The sequence below is a fragment of the Myxococcales bacterium genome (assembly GCA_012513515.1).
GTDB lineage: Bacteria > UBA10199 > UBA10199 > 2-02-FULL-44-16 > JAAZCA01 > JAAZCA01.
Map to the genome: position 1 here is coordinate 21,489 of JAAZCA010000021.1, position 15,578 is coordinate 37,066.

The window sequence follows — 15,578 nt, forward strand, 5'->3', positions numbered from 1 at the left end:
GCTAGCCCTTTAAAAGATTAAATCTGTCCGAATAAATGCTTCCGGTCCTTGCATTGATTGCTGCGACAATGGAAAATCCTGCTAAAATCATGGCTGCTCCCAAAGCCATCAGAACGATGACTATTCCCCTCCCGGAAGGAAGTAGGTTCCACCTTGCAAAAGATATGATTGCAAGAATCGATGCGCAAAACATGGTAGCTATAGAGACCATAACGATAAGGATATTTCTCCTTGCCACCGCCCCTATCGCACCAATCGAAAACAAAACCAGGCTGAGTATAAGATAATGCTGGAGACTTATCATAGCGCGCCTCCGTCCTCTTTATGCCTTCTTGACCCCGAAGACAGATAGCGGGCGCACAATCCTGATACAAAAATCATAAGAGTTGCTGCTTCTATTTCAAAAAATCTTTCTCCCAAAAGCGACTCTGTAAGGGAGGATGCCGAGGTAAAGTAATCGCCCGCTTCAGGAAGCTCTATGTAAGGGGGTTTTGCTATCGCAACAATGACAACGATGGACATGCACATTATAGCAACTGATGCGGTTATTGAAAAAAATTTCATGATGCGCCTCTGCTCCTCGTAGATGTTGAGCTTAACAGAGGCATATACGAACATAAACGCGACCCCTATAGCTATCAGCAGAATGAACAGCGAAGCCTCGATGTAACAAGCAAGCACCACCATAAGTATGCCGTAGAGGACGGAAAGAACCGAAAAAAATATCGCGGCGGTCAAAGCCCTGGTGCGAGTGATCAGGATGAGGGAGAGAATCACTGCAATTCCTGCCAAAAAATAAAATGTAACCTGTTCGATCATCCAGCCCCCACATATACACGACAACCGCCGTCATTGCGAAAGGATTCGCGGAACGAGGATGAGGAGCGCCAAACTCAGTCCCATCTCTTTGGGACAGAAGGGGCCTTCCGGTAGGCCCTGCCATCTCCGGGCGTTGCAGATGGGGCAGCGGTTCCCTTCGGACTTGAAATCTGCGGAATCTGACTCTGGGGAACAGAGGTTCCCTCGGCGGGCCTCTGCGGCCGAGGAGCCTCTATCCCCCAAGCAGCAAGCGTGCCGGGGCTTGAATCGTTCACTATGCTGTATACGACAGAATCATCCCGATTATCATTCAAGACCGCGTATTCACGCGCCGCGGCCTGCCCTTCGAAGGTATTCGAATCCTTCATCAGAATCTTGTATGTTCTCAGCGCCTCCTGGCGATAGGGCTCAGACCTGATCAGGAGTTCCTCCGGAGATATCTGATAGTTAAAGAGCACCCAACTCCACTTCCTGTGCACGTACCAGACGTCCTCGTTGACGCGAGCCCAGAGCAGAAGCCCCTTCCTGTGCCATTCGCCTTTTGGATGACGCGCCAGATAGGCCTTCACCCGGGGAAAGACATTATCAGGATGCCCCACGAGCTCCCTCAGGAGGAGATAAAAATCGGCCTCCTGTGCGTATTTGCTGCCCGGGTACTTGCTCATCAAGGTTTTATAATGAACACCTGTGTATGGAATATAGACGATGGCATGAACATATTCGAAAGAACCGGGACCATACTGAGAGTTTAAAGCCGCCGCCTCCCGCTGCATGCAGGTCGGATCGCCGCCGCCACTCCAATAACATTTTTTCTCGGCGCGCTCGGTAAAACTATCCGCGAGTGAATCCAGGAGCCTGGCGCATTTGACAAGTGACTCCGGCGCCCATTTTTTATCCGATAAATTCGTCTGGGAATATCCGCAGAAGAATTTGGCCGCCCCCTCGAGGTTGCCGCTTCGCTCCATCGCATACCCCTCGTCCAGCGGACTGGCCTGTGCGGTTGCCGCAAAAAGAAGACAAGCAACAACCACCGAAGATAACGAAATGCCGCGTCCGGTCAGCTTCAAGATTCCCCCTATCCCCTAAAAGGCATAAAAGAAGGCTGGTGCAAAAACCCTGTATTGTTAATGAGTTAAGAACACGGAATATTACCAACTACCCCCTTTTATGCAATAAAAAGAATCCTCCGTTAGAAATGAGGATCTTTTTCCTTAAAATCTTCTCTTTTGCTCCAAAAAATCTCTTTGCTGTAAAGCTTTCATGTTGATAGCAATCGCGCACCGATGAATAAAAAGAGATTAAATCTTGGACTGGATCTTGGATCAATATCCCTGAAAACCGCCCTTCTTGACGAAAATAATCATATTTTATTCGAAAAATGGATGCGTGTTGCGGGAAATCCGCTCGGATCCCTCAAAATTCTACTAGATGATATCAAAAAATCCTTTGGAGAGCTCGAATTCAGCTCAATCGGTTATACCGGCAGCGGAAGGGGGCTTATATCCGAGATCCTGAAGGAGGCGGCATCGATAAATGAGATCAGCGCCCACGCCGCCGCCGTCAAAGAGTTTCATCCTGAGGTAAAAAGCGTGATCGAGATAGGCGGACAGGATTCGAAACTCATACTCTTTGGCGATGAGGATGAAATATCTGAATTTAGAATGAATGAGCTCTGCGCCGCGGGGACCGGAGCATTTCTGGATCAGCAGGCCGCAAGGCTTGGGATGGAGATAGAGGAGTTCGCCCTCAAAGGACTCGAAGCCACCTCCCCTGTCGCAATCGCCGGAAGATGTGCGGTCTTTGCAAAAACCGACATGACCCATCATCAGCAGGAAGGCCGACCGCTTCCCGATATAATCGCCGGATTAAACGAGGCGCTGGCTCGCAGCTATATCTCGAATCTGGTAAGGGGTAGATATCTCCATCGGCCGATATCCTTTCAGGGGGGAGTTGCCAAAAATGCCGGGCTCGTAGCCGCATTCAAAAAGATGCTCTCCCTTAAAGATGGGGAACTCATAATACCAAAAAATCATCTGACTATGGGGGCCATCGGCGCCGCGATAGCCGCGAGAGGATCCCCTCCCCGCAACATGGTCAGGATATCATGCATAGAAAAATCTCTGGAAAAAATCTCGGAGATCAAGATCACACAAAAACACGCGCTGCCGAAACTCAAATCCGCTTCGCAGAGGATAATCGACAGCTCGCTGAAAAATATTGTCAGCTCGGGAGTGTTTCTGGGAGTCGATATCGGCTCTGTGTCGGTCAAGCTCGCCGCGCTATCAGAGGATGGAGTTATATATCAGGACTACGAGTTTTCCGACGGGCGCCCGCTCGATGTCCTTCGCAAGCTATTTGATAAGCTTGATAAAGCATCTCCGAATTTGAAATTTTCAGGAACTGGAATAACTGGAAGCGGCAGGGCCTTCTTAGGAAAGTTGATCGGGGCCGACACTGTGGTAAATGAAATAACCGCGCAGGTCGCAGCGTGCAAATCGGTCATGCCAGAGCTCGACACAATCATAGAAATAGGCGGACAGGATGCAAAATTCATACGTCTCGAAGGTGGGTCGGTAAGGCGCTTCGAGATGAACCGCGTCTGCGCCGCCGGAACCGGGGCGTTCTTACAGGAGCAATCCGCAAGACTTGGAATAGATCTCTCGAGGGAGTTCGCGGCAAAGGCTGCCCTGAGCGACGCCCCTTCGAATCTCGGAGCCAGATGCACCGTATTTATGGAATCCGATCTCGTGTCGCATCAACAGAGCGGATCTAGTAAAAATGATCTTCTGGCAGGGCTGGCATACAGCGTGATCACGAACTATCTCGAAAAAGTCGCGCCTGTCAGCGAGATAGGAGATAAAATCCTCTTCACCGGAGGAGTCGCCCAAAACGATGCCGTAGCGTCAGCGCTTGAAAACAGGCTCGGTAAATACGTGATGAGATCAAGGCTCGGCAAGGTGACCGGGGCTATAGGGGCTGCGATAGCTGCACATAGCGATAAACTGAAGAAAAAATATTCCAGCAGCACTTTCATAGGCGTATCGGCAGCGATGGAGATCGAACATTTTTACTGTGAGGACTGCGAAAACGGATGCCTGATTTCGAGAGCCGTAAAAAATAACGGCGCTATCTTCGGAGGAAAGTGCGGCAAGTGGGATGGAGAGCTCAAATCCGGTCGAACTTCGAAATCCGTAATTTCTAAAAGGGCCTCCATTTTTGGATACTCCCCCTCAGTTAATCCCGGCGGATCGTCTGTCAGAGGATGCATAGGAATACCCAGAGCGCTGATCACATTCGATCAAATCCCGCTGTGGCGATCGTTCTTTGAGTCGCTTGGTTTCAAGGTTCTGCTCTCCCCTCCCACGAACAAGGCTATGCTCGAGGATGGGATGAAACATATAACTACGGAGACCTGCCTCCCGGTCAAGGCCCTCTGCGCGCACACGTGGTGGCTCGAAAAGAATAAAGAGGTCGATGCCATATTTGTACCGTCCTTGGTTTTTTCCGAACGCGACAGATTCGGAAAGGACAATTCGCACTGTCCTTACGTCCAGTCTGCAGCACAATTCGCATCCCCTGTGACATCGAAAAAATTTCTCAACCCGGTCGTAAATTGGAAGTGGCATCCGCAGGATTATAAACGCGAGATGGTTCGGATATCGAAGGAGCTTGGCGTTTCTGAAAGAGCGGCGAATCGCGCATGGGAACAGGCTTGTGAGGAAATGAAAAAAGCCAGATCGAAGCTTCGGAATATCGGCGACAACATCCTCGCAAGGCTCAAAAGCGGGGAGCTGAAAAGGGCCTTCCTCTTGCTAGGCAAGGATTACAACCTTCATGACAAGTCCTTAAACTCAGGCGCGGCCGGGTTGTTGGGAGCGATGGGTGAAGCCATCATAACCCAGGATATGATAACCGACGACTCGGCAAATTATCCGGATGGATACATCAACATGGTGTGGAGCCACGGAAAGGAAATAATTTCAGCGGCTCACATCGCATCGGAAATTCCGAATTTATTTCCCGTGATGATAACCAGTTTCGGATGCGGCCCAGATTCGTTCACGATAAACCAGGCGCGCGAAGCCGCAAGGGGAAGGCCCTTTCTCCTCCTCGAGGTCGACGAACACAGCTCGTCGGTGGGAATGGCAACACGCATCGAGGCATTCATAGACTCCCTGTCAAAGGACTACCAGCCAGCCAATGAGCCTGCGAAATCGGCATACCTTCACACTGGCAAAATCCGGAGGATATTCCTCTCACAGTTTTCAGATCACGGCCTGGCGTTTGCTGCCACATTCAAGAAGCTCGGATTCGACCCGGTCCTTCTCGACCTGCCGAATGAGGAATCCCTTAAGCTTGGGTCCATGCACTCGACATCGGGAGAATGCCATCCGTACACGCTGATGCTCGGAGACTACATAAAGGCCGCTACTAGGAACCTCGACTTCTCGAGCTCTGCTTACTTCACACCTGACTCGGCGCTGTGCCGCGTGGGGCAATTCGGCATCCAGATTAGAAATATCGCCAAGGCAACCGGGCTACGTCTCCCGGTGATAACTAAAATTCAGGATATCCTTACCCTTTCCACAGCCGGAAAGTCATCTCACATGAAGGCGTTGACGACATACTGGGAGATGATGCGCGGCATGGATTTCTTCATGCAAAAATTTCTCGAAACGAGAGCGTACGAAAAACATCCCGGCGACGCCGACGTCGCACACGAAAAAGGGAGAATGGCAATAATAGAAAGCATCTCGACTGGAAAACCTCTCGATGGGCTTGCCAAGGCAGTTGCGATGCTAAACGACGTTGGCACCAATAAAAAACAGCGCAAATTTAAAATAGGAATTACCGGAGACTATTACACCCGTGTCTGTGATTTCGCGAACAATCAAACGTTTAGGGAAATCGAAAAAATGGGCGGCGTCGTAATGCTCCCCTCCACGCTGTGCGAATTCGTGAAATATGATGTTCACCAAAAGCCTGTCTGGGCAATAGGCCACAGGGATCCTGCCGAACTCATCAAGCAGCTCGTCGCTAAAAAAGTGGTCTATGCAAAGGAAAATAGAGTCAGAAAGATATTCGGAGATGGCATCGACTACAACATCCCGCTGGAATACGAAAGAGCGGTAAAATACATGCGTCCATACATGAGCGAAAAACTGCCGTCGGGGCTTACCGCATCGGTGGCAGGAATCCTCGAGCAGATCCATGCAGGCGCAGATGGGATTCTTAACCTTATAACTTTTCACTGCACCTATGGACTTGTAATATCTTCGGTATTATCATCTATCGACAGGGATTATCCGAAGATCCCAAAACTAACGCTCATCTTCGAGGGGTTAAAGCCTGCTCACAACAGGGTGAGGCTCGAAGCATTCATGGAGCGCGTAAAATCTTCGGCAGCCGGAGGGAAGCGATGATCGCAAAATTTGTTATATTCGGAATGCTGGGAATCTGCACTAACCTGTTTATAACCGCATTGTTTTCGACGATCGCCAAGAGAAAGCTCGAACTAACTGGCGAGGCGTCTGTTGTCATGTTTCCTGTCTACGGACTCGTAGCATTCATCTATCCGGTCGTCGCAATACATCTCAGCCACCTGGACTGGTATCTTCGCGGTGCAGCCTACATGCTCATCTTTTACGTATTCCAATATGTCATCGGCCTTGGCTTGACCAAGCTCAGGCTCTGCCCCTGGAACTATTCCGGCAGCTTCTCCCTGCATGGGCTGATAAGGTTGGCGGATGCGCCGATATGGTTCGGATGTGGGCTGGCTCTGGAGTGGATCTATCCGATCGCCAAAGCTGCCGCGAATGTAATTTGAGACGCTTGAAGCCGTTGAAGTTCCGGGCTGTGCACAACATTGGAACCTCTGAAAAGCTAGCGGTAACAATAACTTCGACCATGGACAATTGACCATCGACCAAAACATCAAGAAGCTAGAATCCAGAAGTGAGAAGCGAGATTTCTACAGGCGAGGTTTTTCTAGCTTCCAGCCTCTCGCTTCTGGACGAATTCGTCGGCGATATCCCTGCGATAGATCTTTTGACCGGGTCTGCGCAATTCAGAAAAAAAATCGACAACACTTCTATGGAAGACCTCTTAAAACTATCTGAAACCCCGCAAGAATTTGCAGATAGAATCTCCGGTTATCTTTTGTATTGAATAAAACTTCGGTCGGTCATCTGACTGAGGTGCCGTTGGTAGACTTCAGATCCCCTAGGACAAGCCTGCCGTCTCTATTTTCGAAAAAAAGATGCTCTCTTGAAATGGTCGTTACGCCGCCAAATATTTCTCTTCCGACAATTCTTTTTTCACCGGGCCTTAAAATAAAATAATTAGATATCTGTTCATCGATACCTTGGTCATCCGAGGCGAAGAAAGTAAAAACTCCAAGAGATACGACTAACCCCCCAGACCACGGGGCGTATTGAACTTTAGCAAAGCCGTCGCCCAAATTCACATATAGCGGAGTATTTGAATTTATATTGTACAGATATTCCACTCCAGGCTGCAAACGCCCCCTATAAAAATCCTTGTTATCAAATTCCGCTGAAAGCCCGTTTGTCGATTTCAGGTCTGTGATGACTACCGAACCTTCACCCCTGTTTTCCAATTTCAGGTGTCTCGCTGAAACGGTTCTGTCATCGCCAAAGTCCGTTCGACCGAGCACGATAGAGGACCCGCTAGGAACCTGCACGATACGTGATCCATTTTTACCTACGATTCGAGCCATGATTGAATCGCCATCTAAGAACAGATCGACGTAACAGCTTCTGTTCAATACCAGCCTGAACGGACCCGTATTCTCTATTTCGGCACCATATCGAACGCCGGGGATTAAATTTGAACCAAAAAACAGCGCTTCCTTAGGGGCTCCACCATTGCCTAGCGTATTTCTAATCTCGGATTCAATCCCAGTTTCATATTCGAACATATCGAAATATTCTAGAAAATCACCAACTGATATATTGAAAACTTTTCCCGTGGAGTCGTGAGGATTCGATATGGTCAAAGTCTTATTTTTTGAGTTGTAATCGACGACTGTGTACATGTGACTTTCTACGAGCCATGAAGGAGCATTAGAAGGTTTGTAGATTTTAGTAGCCACATTCAGAATCGAAAAATTTATATTTGCCTTAAACTCTTCCAGCAAATCCATCGCTTCTTTTTTTGTGTACAAATACACTCTCTTCGAACGGGCCATCTTCCCCATTATAGCAAGCGACACCTCGGACTGATAGCCGCCCTCTACGGCGAGAAAGGTGTCCTGCCTCGTTTCGAACCAGCTACGATTTTCCTTTCTTCTCTTTGCATATGCGTACTCTATTATCTGAAATCCGAGATCTCCTCTTGAAAGCGACTTTAATTGAGTGTTTATTCCCTTCTTATGAATTAGCCTACTCTTTAAATCGGATCGCTTCACTTTTATCGGCGTTTCATCATCGGCAAATCTTACCGTCCATCCATTTCCTTCTGGTTTGATCATCCTGGCAAATAAATGTCTGGCGTAAGGCTTACGCGCTAGAGCATAAAGATAGGCCAATAGATAACAGTTCCCCACGGAGCCCTGCTTGAATTGTGCCTTTTTTAGATTTGGAAATATTTCATCTATAAGCGCCTCCTCTTCAGGAGATAGCTTGCCTAAGCCAATGTCCTGCAAAGCATTAACGCTACCCGCTTCATGAACGCCACGCGCAGGAAATGTAAAAAAGGCTGCGATCGCCTTGAGGAAACCGTTGAAGGAAGCGGGCATAGATTTGATCGCATCCGAGCCATCGCCTTCGGAGATCGCTTCCGGGTTGGACCGTTTTGGAGCTGCGGCAGATGGCGGCGATTCAGACTCAACAAGTCCATATCTAGCGGCCTCTGCTATAAGGAAGTCGCGCCTAGCCATCATCGATGCGTGGCCGGAAGGGGCTTGCGTTAGAGGCTGCTGCGCCGCGGGCGTAGCCGCTGAATATCCGGACTGCGCATATGCAAGGTTGCTCCGCATAAAAGCGGCCGCTGGCGTGAGTGCAGGGGCAAAAGCCGGCTGGCAACCAATCGGGGGAAAGCCGAAAGGCTGAACCGTCACGGGCACGGGCGCTGGCAGGACTGGTTTTGGAGGTGCCATTTCATCAATACTATCGTCAATTTCAGTTTAAAGTTGTCAAAAAATCAATTATTTGCCAAAAATTTCAAAAACCGTATAAGTTTCAATATATTATGACTTTAAATCAGGGACCATCATACTTGGAACTGTCGCGATGCGGGGAGCTTGAATCGCGGGCATCCGCCGCAATTGAGGCGATGGAGCGTTGCGACCTCTGTCCACGCGGCTGCAGAGTCAACAGGGCCTCCGGCGAGATCGGATTTTGCCGCGTGGGAAGAAAGGCCGGCGTTGCAAGCCACAATCTCCATTTCGGCGAGGAACCACCGATCACCGGAACGAAGGGATCGGGCACGATCTTTTTCACCGGATGCAATATGCGCTGCAAGTTCTGCCAGAACTATCCGATAAGCCAGAACGGAAATGGTGAGATAGTCTCTGCCGAGCGCCTCGCTGAAATGATGCTATCGCTTCAGGGGCGCGGCGCGCATAATATCAACCTAGTCAGTCCGTCGCACATGGCCGCACAATTTTTGGAATCGCTTTGCATCGCTGCAAAGAAAGGGCTGCGCATTCCGATCGTTTACAACTCAAGCGGCTATGAGGGGATGAAAGCATTAAAACTCCTCGATGGAGTTATCGACATATACATGCCCGATATAAAATACGCTACCGCAGAGGCCGCGAAATTTTGCTCGTCGGCCCCGGACTACTGGAGGCATGCGCGCCCTGCGATCATTGAAATGTATAGACAGGTCGGAGCTCTCCAGATGGATGAGGAAGGAATAGGAGTTCGCGGCATGCTGATACGCCATCTCGTCCTGCCGAATGGACTTGCATCCTCCCGCGAAATTTTCCGCTTCGTCGCGGAGGAACTTGGTACCGACATCCCCGTAAATCTGATGAGCCAGTACTTTCCTGCTCACGCCGCTGTCGACGACCCGATTCTTCGGCGCAAAATCACCAAAGAGGAATTTGAAGCGGCAAAAGAAGCGCTCCTTGAGTTCAATCTCGTCGAGGGATGGATGCAGGAGATGGAATAAACTCCGATCAGCTTGATCGTGCTAGCCCTAAATCCTTTTCTCCAACTATCGAAGAGAACTTATAAAAACTTGACAGCCGTCATATTATGAGCATATGATCATAACTGGATGGAGGTGATGTGGTCCGACCGCAGAAATTGAGAAAGATAGGGTGTACTCCTGAATCGCGTTATTTCAAGCCGAGGGCAACTCCCCTTTCCGAGCTAATCGAAGTGGTTCTGCCCCACGATGAACTCGAGGCCATACGCCTGCTCGATCTTGAAGGGCTTTATCAGGAGGAGGCAGCGGAAAAAATGGGGGTTTCCAGACCCACAATCGGCAGAATTCTCGCACGGGCGAGAAAAACTATCGCAGACGCTCTCATCAACGGCAAGGCGATTAAAATCGAGGGCGGAAAGATAGCGACGAATCAGATGCCGCCCGATTTCCCCAGAAGCAGGGGGAGGCACCGCAGGGGCGGCAGAAAATAAAAAAGGAGGACGATATGCCAAGAGGAGATGGAACTGGACCGATGGGAGGAGGGGCTATGACCGGAAGAGGAATGGGCTTTTGCGGAGGGTATCGCACAGGCGGCTTTGCCAATTATGGACGAGGTTTTTTCGGCGCCGGGCGCGGAGGAAGAGGAATGGGATGTCGTAATTACTATAGATGGGTGAACAACGTCCCGCAGGAATACGCACCGATATCACCTGAAGAGGAAAAAAAGTACGTCGCTGAAGATATCAAGGAGCTCGAACTGGAACTTCAGAAACTGAAAAAACATATGGCCGACCTTGAAGCGGCCTCTAAAAAGAAGGAGTGAAAATGAAAGTCGCGATAACATCATCCGGCAAATCACCGGATAGCGAGGTCGATCAGCGTTTCGGACGCGCCTCTTATTTCGCAATCTACGACACTGAAAATGACACATTTTCCTTCGCCGACAACGCGCAGAATTTTAATGCTGCAAACGGCGCTGGGATACAATCGGCTCAGAATGTCGCATCGGCTGGCGCGCAGGTACTCATAACTGGAAACTGCGGTCCGAAAGCCTTCAGAACTCTCTCGGCGGCAGGAATTAAAGTCGTAATAGGTGCAACCGGCACAGTCAAAGAAGCCGCTACAAAATTCAAAAACGGCGAGATGTCATACGCCACCGATGCAAATGTAGAGGGGCATTGGTGATAAAAATAGTGGTCGGCAGCGGCAAGGGAGGAACCGGCAAGACAACCGTCTCGCTCGGGCTCTCCCTTTCACTCGCTGAAAACAAAATGCCCGTGCAATACATCGACTGCGACGTAGAGGAACCAAACGCCCACCTCTTTTTCAAGGAAGCTGAATTCCAAAAAAGGGACGTCGAAGTTCTGGTGCCGGAAATAGACAAGGCGCAGTGTAATTTCTGCGAAGAATGCGCAAAGTTCTGCGCCTACAACGCGCTCGCGATATTTCCGAACACCGCACTGGTATTTAACGAAATGTGCCATAGTTGCGGCGGGTGCAAGATAGTCTGCCCACAAGGCGCCATCTCCGAAGTAAAAAGGAAGATCGGCGAAATACACACGGCTATCGCAAATAATAAAGTACAAATATCCTACGGGAAATTAAATGTGGGGGAGACCCAATCACCTCCTCTTATCCGTGCTGTTAAAAAAGAAATTGCTGATAAAAACATAGCGATAATAGACGCCCCGCCCGGGACGGCATGTCCATTCGTTGAAACGATAAGGCATGGTGACTTCTGCCTGCTCGTTACCGAACCTACGCCCTTTGGATTGCACGACCTCAAAACAGCGGTCGAGGTCGTAAGCCTCATCGGAGTGCCTTTCGGCGTACTCATCAACAGATCGGATATAGGCGATTCCTCTGTGGAGGAATTTTGCTCGAATGAAAAAATACCTGTGTTGATGAAGATACCAAACGATCGGAATATAGCCGTGGCATATTCCAACGGCATGCCGATAACCGAAGCTGATCCAAAATATAAACTGGAGTTCATGGAGCTCCACAGGAAAATTTATGAAAGAGTTGGTAATCATAAGCGGTAAAGGAGGAACCGGCAAAACGAGCGTCACAGCCTCGCTTGCCGTTCTGGCTGAAAACGCGGTGCTCGCCGATTGCGATGTCGATGCGGCGGATCTGCACCTAATTCTCGAACCTGCAGCGAGCGAGCAGGGAGAATTCAAGTCAGGGCAGCTGGCCACGATAGATGAGGATTCCTGTATAGCTTGCGGTCAGTGCGAAGCTGTTTGCCGTTTCGGTGCCGTAACAAAAGCTGACAATACGTACAGGATAGATCCGCTGGGATGTGAAGGATGCAAGACATGCGAAATAGTCTGTCCCGCAAATGCGATATCGATGCGCGAGAATATTTGTGGAAAATGGTATATCTCCAAAACCAGATGTGGAACGATGGTCCATGCAGCCTTAAAACCGGGAAGTGAAAATTCCGGCAAACTCGTCAGCCTGGTGCGAAAGAAGGCGCGCGAGCAGGCGGAAAAATCAGGCACCAGCATGATAATCGTGGACGGACCTCCCGGGATAGGATGCCCCGTCATAGCCTCTATAGGAGGCGCCTCTATGGTGATGATAGTCACCGAACCGACGCAGTCAGGGCTTCATGACTTGAAAAGGGTTATCGGTTTGGCCGCACATTTTAAGGTGCCGGCCTGCGCATGCATAAATAAGTACGACATCAATGAAGATTTATCCTATTCGATAGAAAAATTTTGCAACAACAACGGCGTAGAGGTACTAGGCAAAATTCCATACGACCTGAACGTAACCAAGTCGATGCTGAAGAAAAAAAGCATAGTTGAATATTCGGATGGAGATTCATCCGCGGAAATTCGAAACATATGGACTGCTATAAAACTTAAACTCCGAAACTAGCCGACAAAAGCGGCGGCATGATGCCAGTACCGCTTCGGCAAAAAATGAAAGGTGTAAATATGAAAATAGCGATACCTGTAACCGATGGAAAGTTGTGCATGCATTTCGGTCACTGCGAAGAATTCGCGCTCTTCAAAGTGGATGCGACCAACAAATCTGTGCTGGGCAAAGAAGTGATATCCGCCCCGCCGCACCAGCCTGGACTTTTGCCCGGATGGCTTGCGGATAGAGGAGCCGATGTAGTAATTGCAGGTGGAATGGGTTCTCGCGCCCAGGACCTTTTCTCCGAAAAGAAAATAAAGGTCGTAGTCGGCGCCTGCGGAGAAAATCCTGAAGATATCGTAAAAGACTACCTGAACGGCTCACTACAAACAGGCAATAACGCCTGCGACCACTGACAAGGCTTCCGACATCTCCTCGTATTCAGAGTACCGGGTCGCTACAAAGAAAACCATATCGCTGAGCGATGCCGACACCCCTACAGGACGCGGCAAAATCTGATCAGCGCTGTATTTAAACACCCCTTATTTGATTTGCCTATGCCATACATTTCTGATAGCGCTTCAACCACTTCGGGGGTGCCTCCGGACAGAATTTGCGAGGAATCGATATGCCAAAGGATATCAGAGAATTATTGAAGAAAAACAGCGGAAGACAGCACGACCTCTACGCCAAATATGTCAACCCGCAGTTCGTAAGGGTGCTTCGCACCATCGGATTCGACCAAAACTACGTACGCGCCGAAGGGCCGATGCTCTATGACGAAAAAGGCAATGAATACCTGGACATGCTCGCAGGCTACGGCGTCTTCGCCCTCGGCAGATCCAATCCGAAGATAAGAAAGGCGCTGCATGATGCGCTGGATTTGGAATATCCCAACATGGTCCAAATGGACGCCCCTCTGGCGGCCGCCTTACTCGCCGAAAAGATCATCGGGTATATGCCCAAAGGGGTCGATACGGTATTTTTCACCAACTCCGGCACAGAGGCTAACGAGGGGGCCATCAAGTTCGCCAGGAAATTTACCGGAAAGCAAAGAATCATATTCTGGGATCACGCTTTTCACGGCCTGACAACAGGCTCACTTGCACTCAACGGTGGCGGTGAGTTCCGGAAGGGATTCGGAGACCTTCTTCCGGGCGCAACGAAGATTCCGATGAACGATATCGAGGCTCTTCGCTCAGAAATAAAAAAGGGGGATGTTGCAGCCTTCTTCTTCGAACCCATTCAGGGGAAAGGAGTCTTCATCGCCGACGATTCCTTCTACTCGGAGGCGGAAAAGATATGCCGTGAAACCGACGTGCTTCTCATCTGCGACGAAGTTCAAACCGGCTTCGGCAGAACCGGGAAGATGTTCGCGCATCAGCATTTCAACATCACCCCCGACATAGTTACGATGGCAAAGGCGCTATCTGGCGGCTTCGTTCCGGTCGGCGCCATATGCTACCGCAGAGAGATCTACGACAAGGTATTCACCGGAATGGAACATGCGGTCGTTCACTCAAACACCTTCGGGCGCAACATAATGGCGATGGCAGCAGGCCTTGCGACGATTGATATAATCGAAGAAGAAAAGCTCGTCGAAAATTCGGCGCGCGTCGGCCAATTCATAATGGATGGTCTTAAGTCGATGCAGGACAAATTCGAGATGCTCGGAGAGATCAGGGGAAAGGGGCTGATGATAGGAATAGAGTTCAAAGAGCCCAAATCCATCAGCTTGAAAATAGGATGGAAGATGATTCATACCCTAAACAAGAGCCTCTTCAGCCAGATGATAGTAGTACCGCTCATGAAAAATCACAGGATCCTCACCCAGGTGGCTGGCCACAATGCCGACATAGTGAAGCTCTTACCACCCCTTATCATCAACGAAAAACACGCCGAGATATTTCTGACTGCATTCGAACAGGTAACCCGCGAATGCCATAAATTTCCTGGAAGCGCATGGACGGTCGCAAAAGACCTTGCCGCCGCAGCGATGAAGTCGAAAAGTACGCTCCAAGAGGGGATAACCTCAGATGTCACCCAGTAAAAAAACAGTGATTTCATTACTCATCGCAGCGGCTCTCTTCGCCTTACCTGCACACTCTCTCGCAAAAAAAAGCGATCAGAAACAGGCGGGGGAAACTCCTGCCCGACACGACCTGGGCGAATCCCTGAAGCTAAAAATTCAGCCATCCAAAAAGAACATGAACGAGCTTACCTTTTTCGGAGGCAATTATCTGGGAGATAAATGGGGAAACAGCTGGGATATAGGAGGGATGTACACATTCTATTTCAACGACACTTTCGGAGTTGCTGCTAACTATGCCTACAGCAAAATATACGGAGACAGCTCCGACATATTCGAATCAAACCTGGCGAATGATAATGTTCACTCCGTTTTCGGAGCTGTTATACTTAACAACGATGCGGCCTTTCGCGCCGGCAAATCGATCATACAATGCGATCTGTTTGCAACGCTCGGCGGAGGAAGCATCCAGATAAATAACATCTGGAAATATCTGCTCGTAATAGGAGGAGGAATAAGGGTTTACACTCCTATACCATGGTTTGCCGTACGCTTTGATGTAAATTCATACATGCACCCTACTCCCGGCATCGGAGGTTCTGCATTTAACGCTGACATCCTCATGAACCTTGGATTTTCCGTGATGCTCCCTCCAAGAAAAATCGAAACAAAGACGCTGGTGGAAATGCCTGAGGTGGAAATTCCGTCCGTTGAGGAAGCAACGGATATAAACAGATAAATC

General features: G+C 49.5%; 16 protein-coding genes. 12 read left to right on the forward strand and 4 right to left on the reverse strand.

The annotated features are described in order from the left end of the window. Position 1: 1 nt before the first annotated feature. The 3 genes from GX659_04885 to GX659_04895 form a co-directional block, all read right to left on the reverse strand. Positions 2-304, reverse strand: a complete 303-nt coding sequence (locus GX659_04885) for an NADH-quinone oxidoreductase subunit K (protein NLD28124.1) — start codon at positions 302-304, stop codon at positions 2-4. Next, the gene (locus GX659_04890; protein ID NLD28125.1) at positions 301-819 is read right to left on the reverse strand and encodes a hypothetical protein; all 519 of its coding nucleotides are present in this window, start codon (positions 817-819) and stop codon (positions 301-303) included. The genes GX659_04885 and GX659_04890 overlap by 4 nt, the downstream gene beginning before the upstream one ends. Before the next feature lie 74 nt (positions 820-893). Next, entirely contained in the window at positions 894-1,886 is a 993-nt protein-coding gene (locus GX659_04895; protein ID NLD28126.1) for a hypothetical protein, read from the reverse strand. A 216-nt stretch (positions 1,887-2,102) separates the two neighbouring features. On the opposite strand from GX659_04895, the gene GX659_04900 reads away from it, so the two are divergent. From GX659_04900 to GX659_04910, 3 genes are all read left to right on the forward strand, one after another. Then, positions 2,103-6,242, forward strand: a complete 4,140-nt coding sequence (locus GX659_04900) for a hypothetical protein (protein NLD28127.1) — start codon at positions 2,103-2,105, stop codon at positions 6,240-6,242. Next, positions 6,239-6,646, forward strand: coding sequence for a hypothetical protein (locus GX659_04905; GenBank protein ID NLD28128.1), 408 nt, complete (start codon positions 6,239-6,241; stop codon positions 6,644-6,646). Before GX659_04900 ends, GX659_04905 begins: the two co-directional genes overlap by 4 nt. Positions 6,647-6,774: 128 nt before the next feature. Then, the gene (locus GX659_04910; protein NLD28129.1) at positions 6,775-6,987 is read left to right on the forward strand and encodes a DUF1343 domain-containing protein; all 213 of its coding nucleotides are present in this window, start codon (positions 6,775-6,777) and stop codon (positions 6,985-6,987) included. A gap of 16 nt (positions 6,988-7,003) precedes the next feature. Here GX659_04910 and GX659_04915 read toward each other — a convergent pair whose 3' ends face one another. Then, positions 7,004-8,818: an FHA domain-containing protein gene (locus GX659_04915; GenBank protein ID NLD28130.1), complete on the reverse strand. Its 1,815-nt coding sequence runs from the start codon at positions 8,816-8,818 to the stop codon at positions 7,004-7,006. A gap of 212 nt (positions 8,819-9,030) precedes the next feature. Between GX659_04915 and GX659_04920 the strand changes: the two genes are divergently transcribed. The 9 genes from GX659_04920 (at position 9,031) to GX659_04960 (ending at position 15,575) form a co-directional block, all read left to right on the forward strand. Next, positions 9,031-9,957 carry a radical SAM protein gene (locus GX659_04920; GenBank protein ID NLD28131.1) on the forward strand — a complete coding sequence of 309 codons (927 nt, stop codon included), beginning with the start codon at positions 9,031-9,033 and terminating at the stop codon, positions 9,955-9,957. 119 nt (positions 9,958-10,076) lie between these two features. Then, positions 10,077-10,427 carry a DUF134 domain-containing protein gene (locus tag GX659_04925; protein NLD28132.1) on the forward strand — a complete coding sequence of 117 codons (351 nt, stop codon included), beginning with the start codon at positions 10,077-10,079 and terminating at the stop codon, positions 10,425-10,427. A 14-nt stretch (positions 10,428-10,441) separates the two neighbouring features. After that, a complete protein-coding gene (locus tag GX659_04930) occupies positions 10,442-10,759 on the forward strand; it encodes a DUF5320 domain-containing protein (protein NLD28133.1) in 318 nt (105 codons plus the stop codon). A 2-nt stretch (positions 10,760-10,761) separates the two neighbouring features. Continuing rightward, complete coding sequence (locus GX659_04935; protein ID NLD28134.1) at positions 10,762-11,121, forward strand: dinitrogenase iron-molybdenum cofactor biosynthesis protein; 360 nt, start codon at positions 10,762-10,764, stop codon at positions 11,119-11,121. Next, a complete protein-coding gene (locus GX659_04940) occupies positions 11,121-11,981 on the forward strand; it encodes a P-loop NTPase (GenBank protein ID NLD28135.1) in 861 nt (286 codons plus the stop codon). Before GX659_04935 ends, GX659_04940 begins: the two co-directional genes overlap by 1 nt. Then, the gene (locus GX659_04945) at positions 11,953-12,825 is read left to right on the forward strand and encodes a 4Fe-4S binding protein (protein NLD28136.1); all 873 of its coding nucleotides are present in this window, start codon (positions 11,953-11,955) and stop codon (positions 12,823-12,825) included. The genes GX659_04940 and GX659_04945 overlap by 29 nt, the downstream gene beginning before the upstream one ends. 59 nt (positions 12,826-12,884) lie before the next feature. Then, positions 12,885-13,223, forward strand: coding sequence for an ATPase (locus tag GX659_04950; protein ID NLD28137.1), 339 nt, complete (start codon positions 12,885-12,887; stop codon positions 13,221-13,223). Positions 13,224-13,435: 212 nt separating this feature from the next. Continuing rightward, complete coding sequence (locus tag GX659_04955; GenBank protein ID NLD28138.1) at positions 13,436-14,857, forward strand: aspartate aminotransferase family protein; 1,422 nt, start codon at positions 13,436-13,438, stop codon at positions 14,855-14,857. Continuing rightward, positions 14,844-15,575: a hypothetical protein gene (locus tag GX659_04960; GenBank protein NLD28139.1), complete on the forward strand. Its 732-nt coding sequence runs from the start codon at positions 14,844-14,846 to the stop codon at positions 15,573-15,575. Before GX659_04955 ends, GX659_04960 begins: the two co-directional genes overlap by 14 nt. Positions 15,576-15,578: the final 3 nt, after the last annotated feature.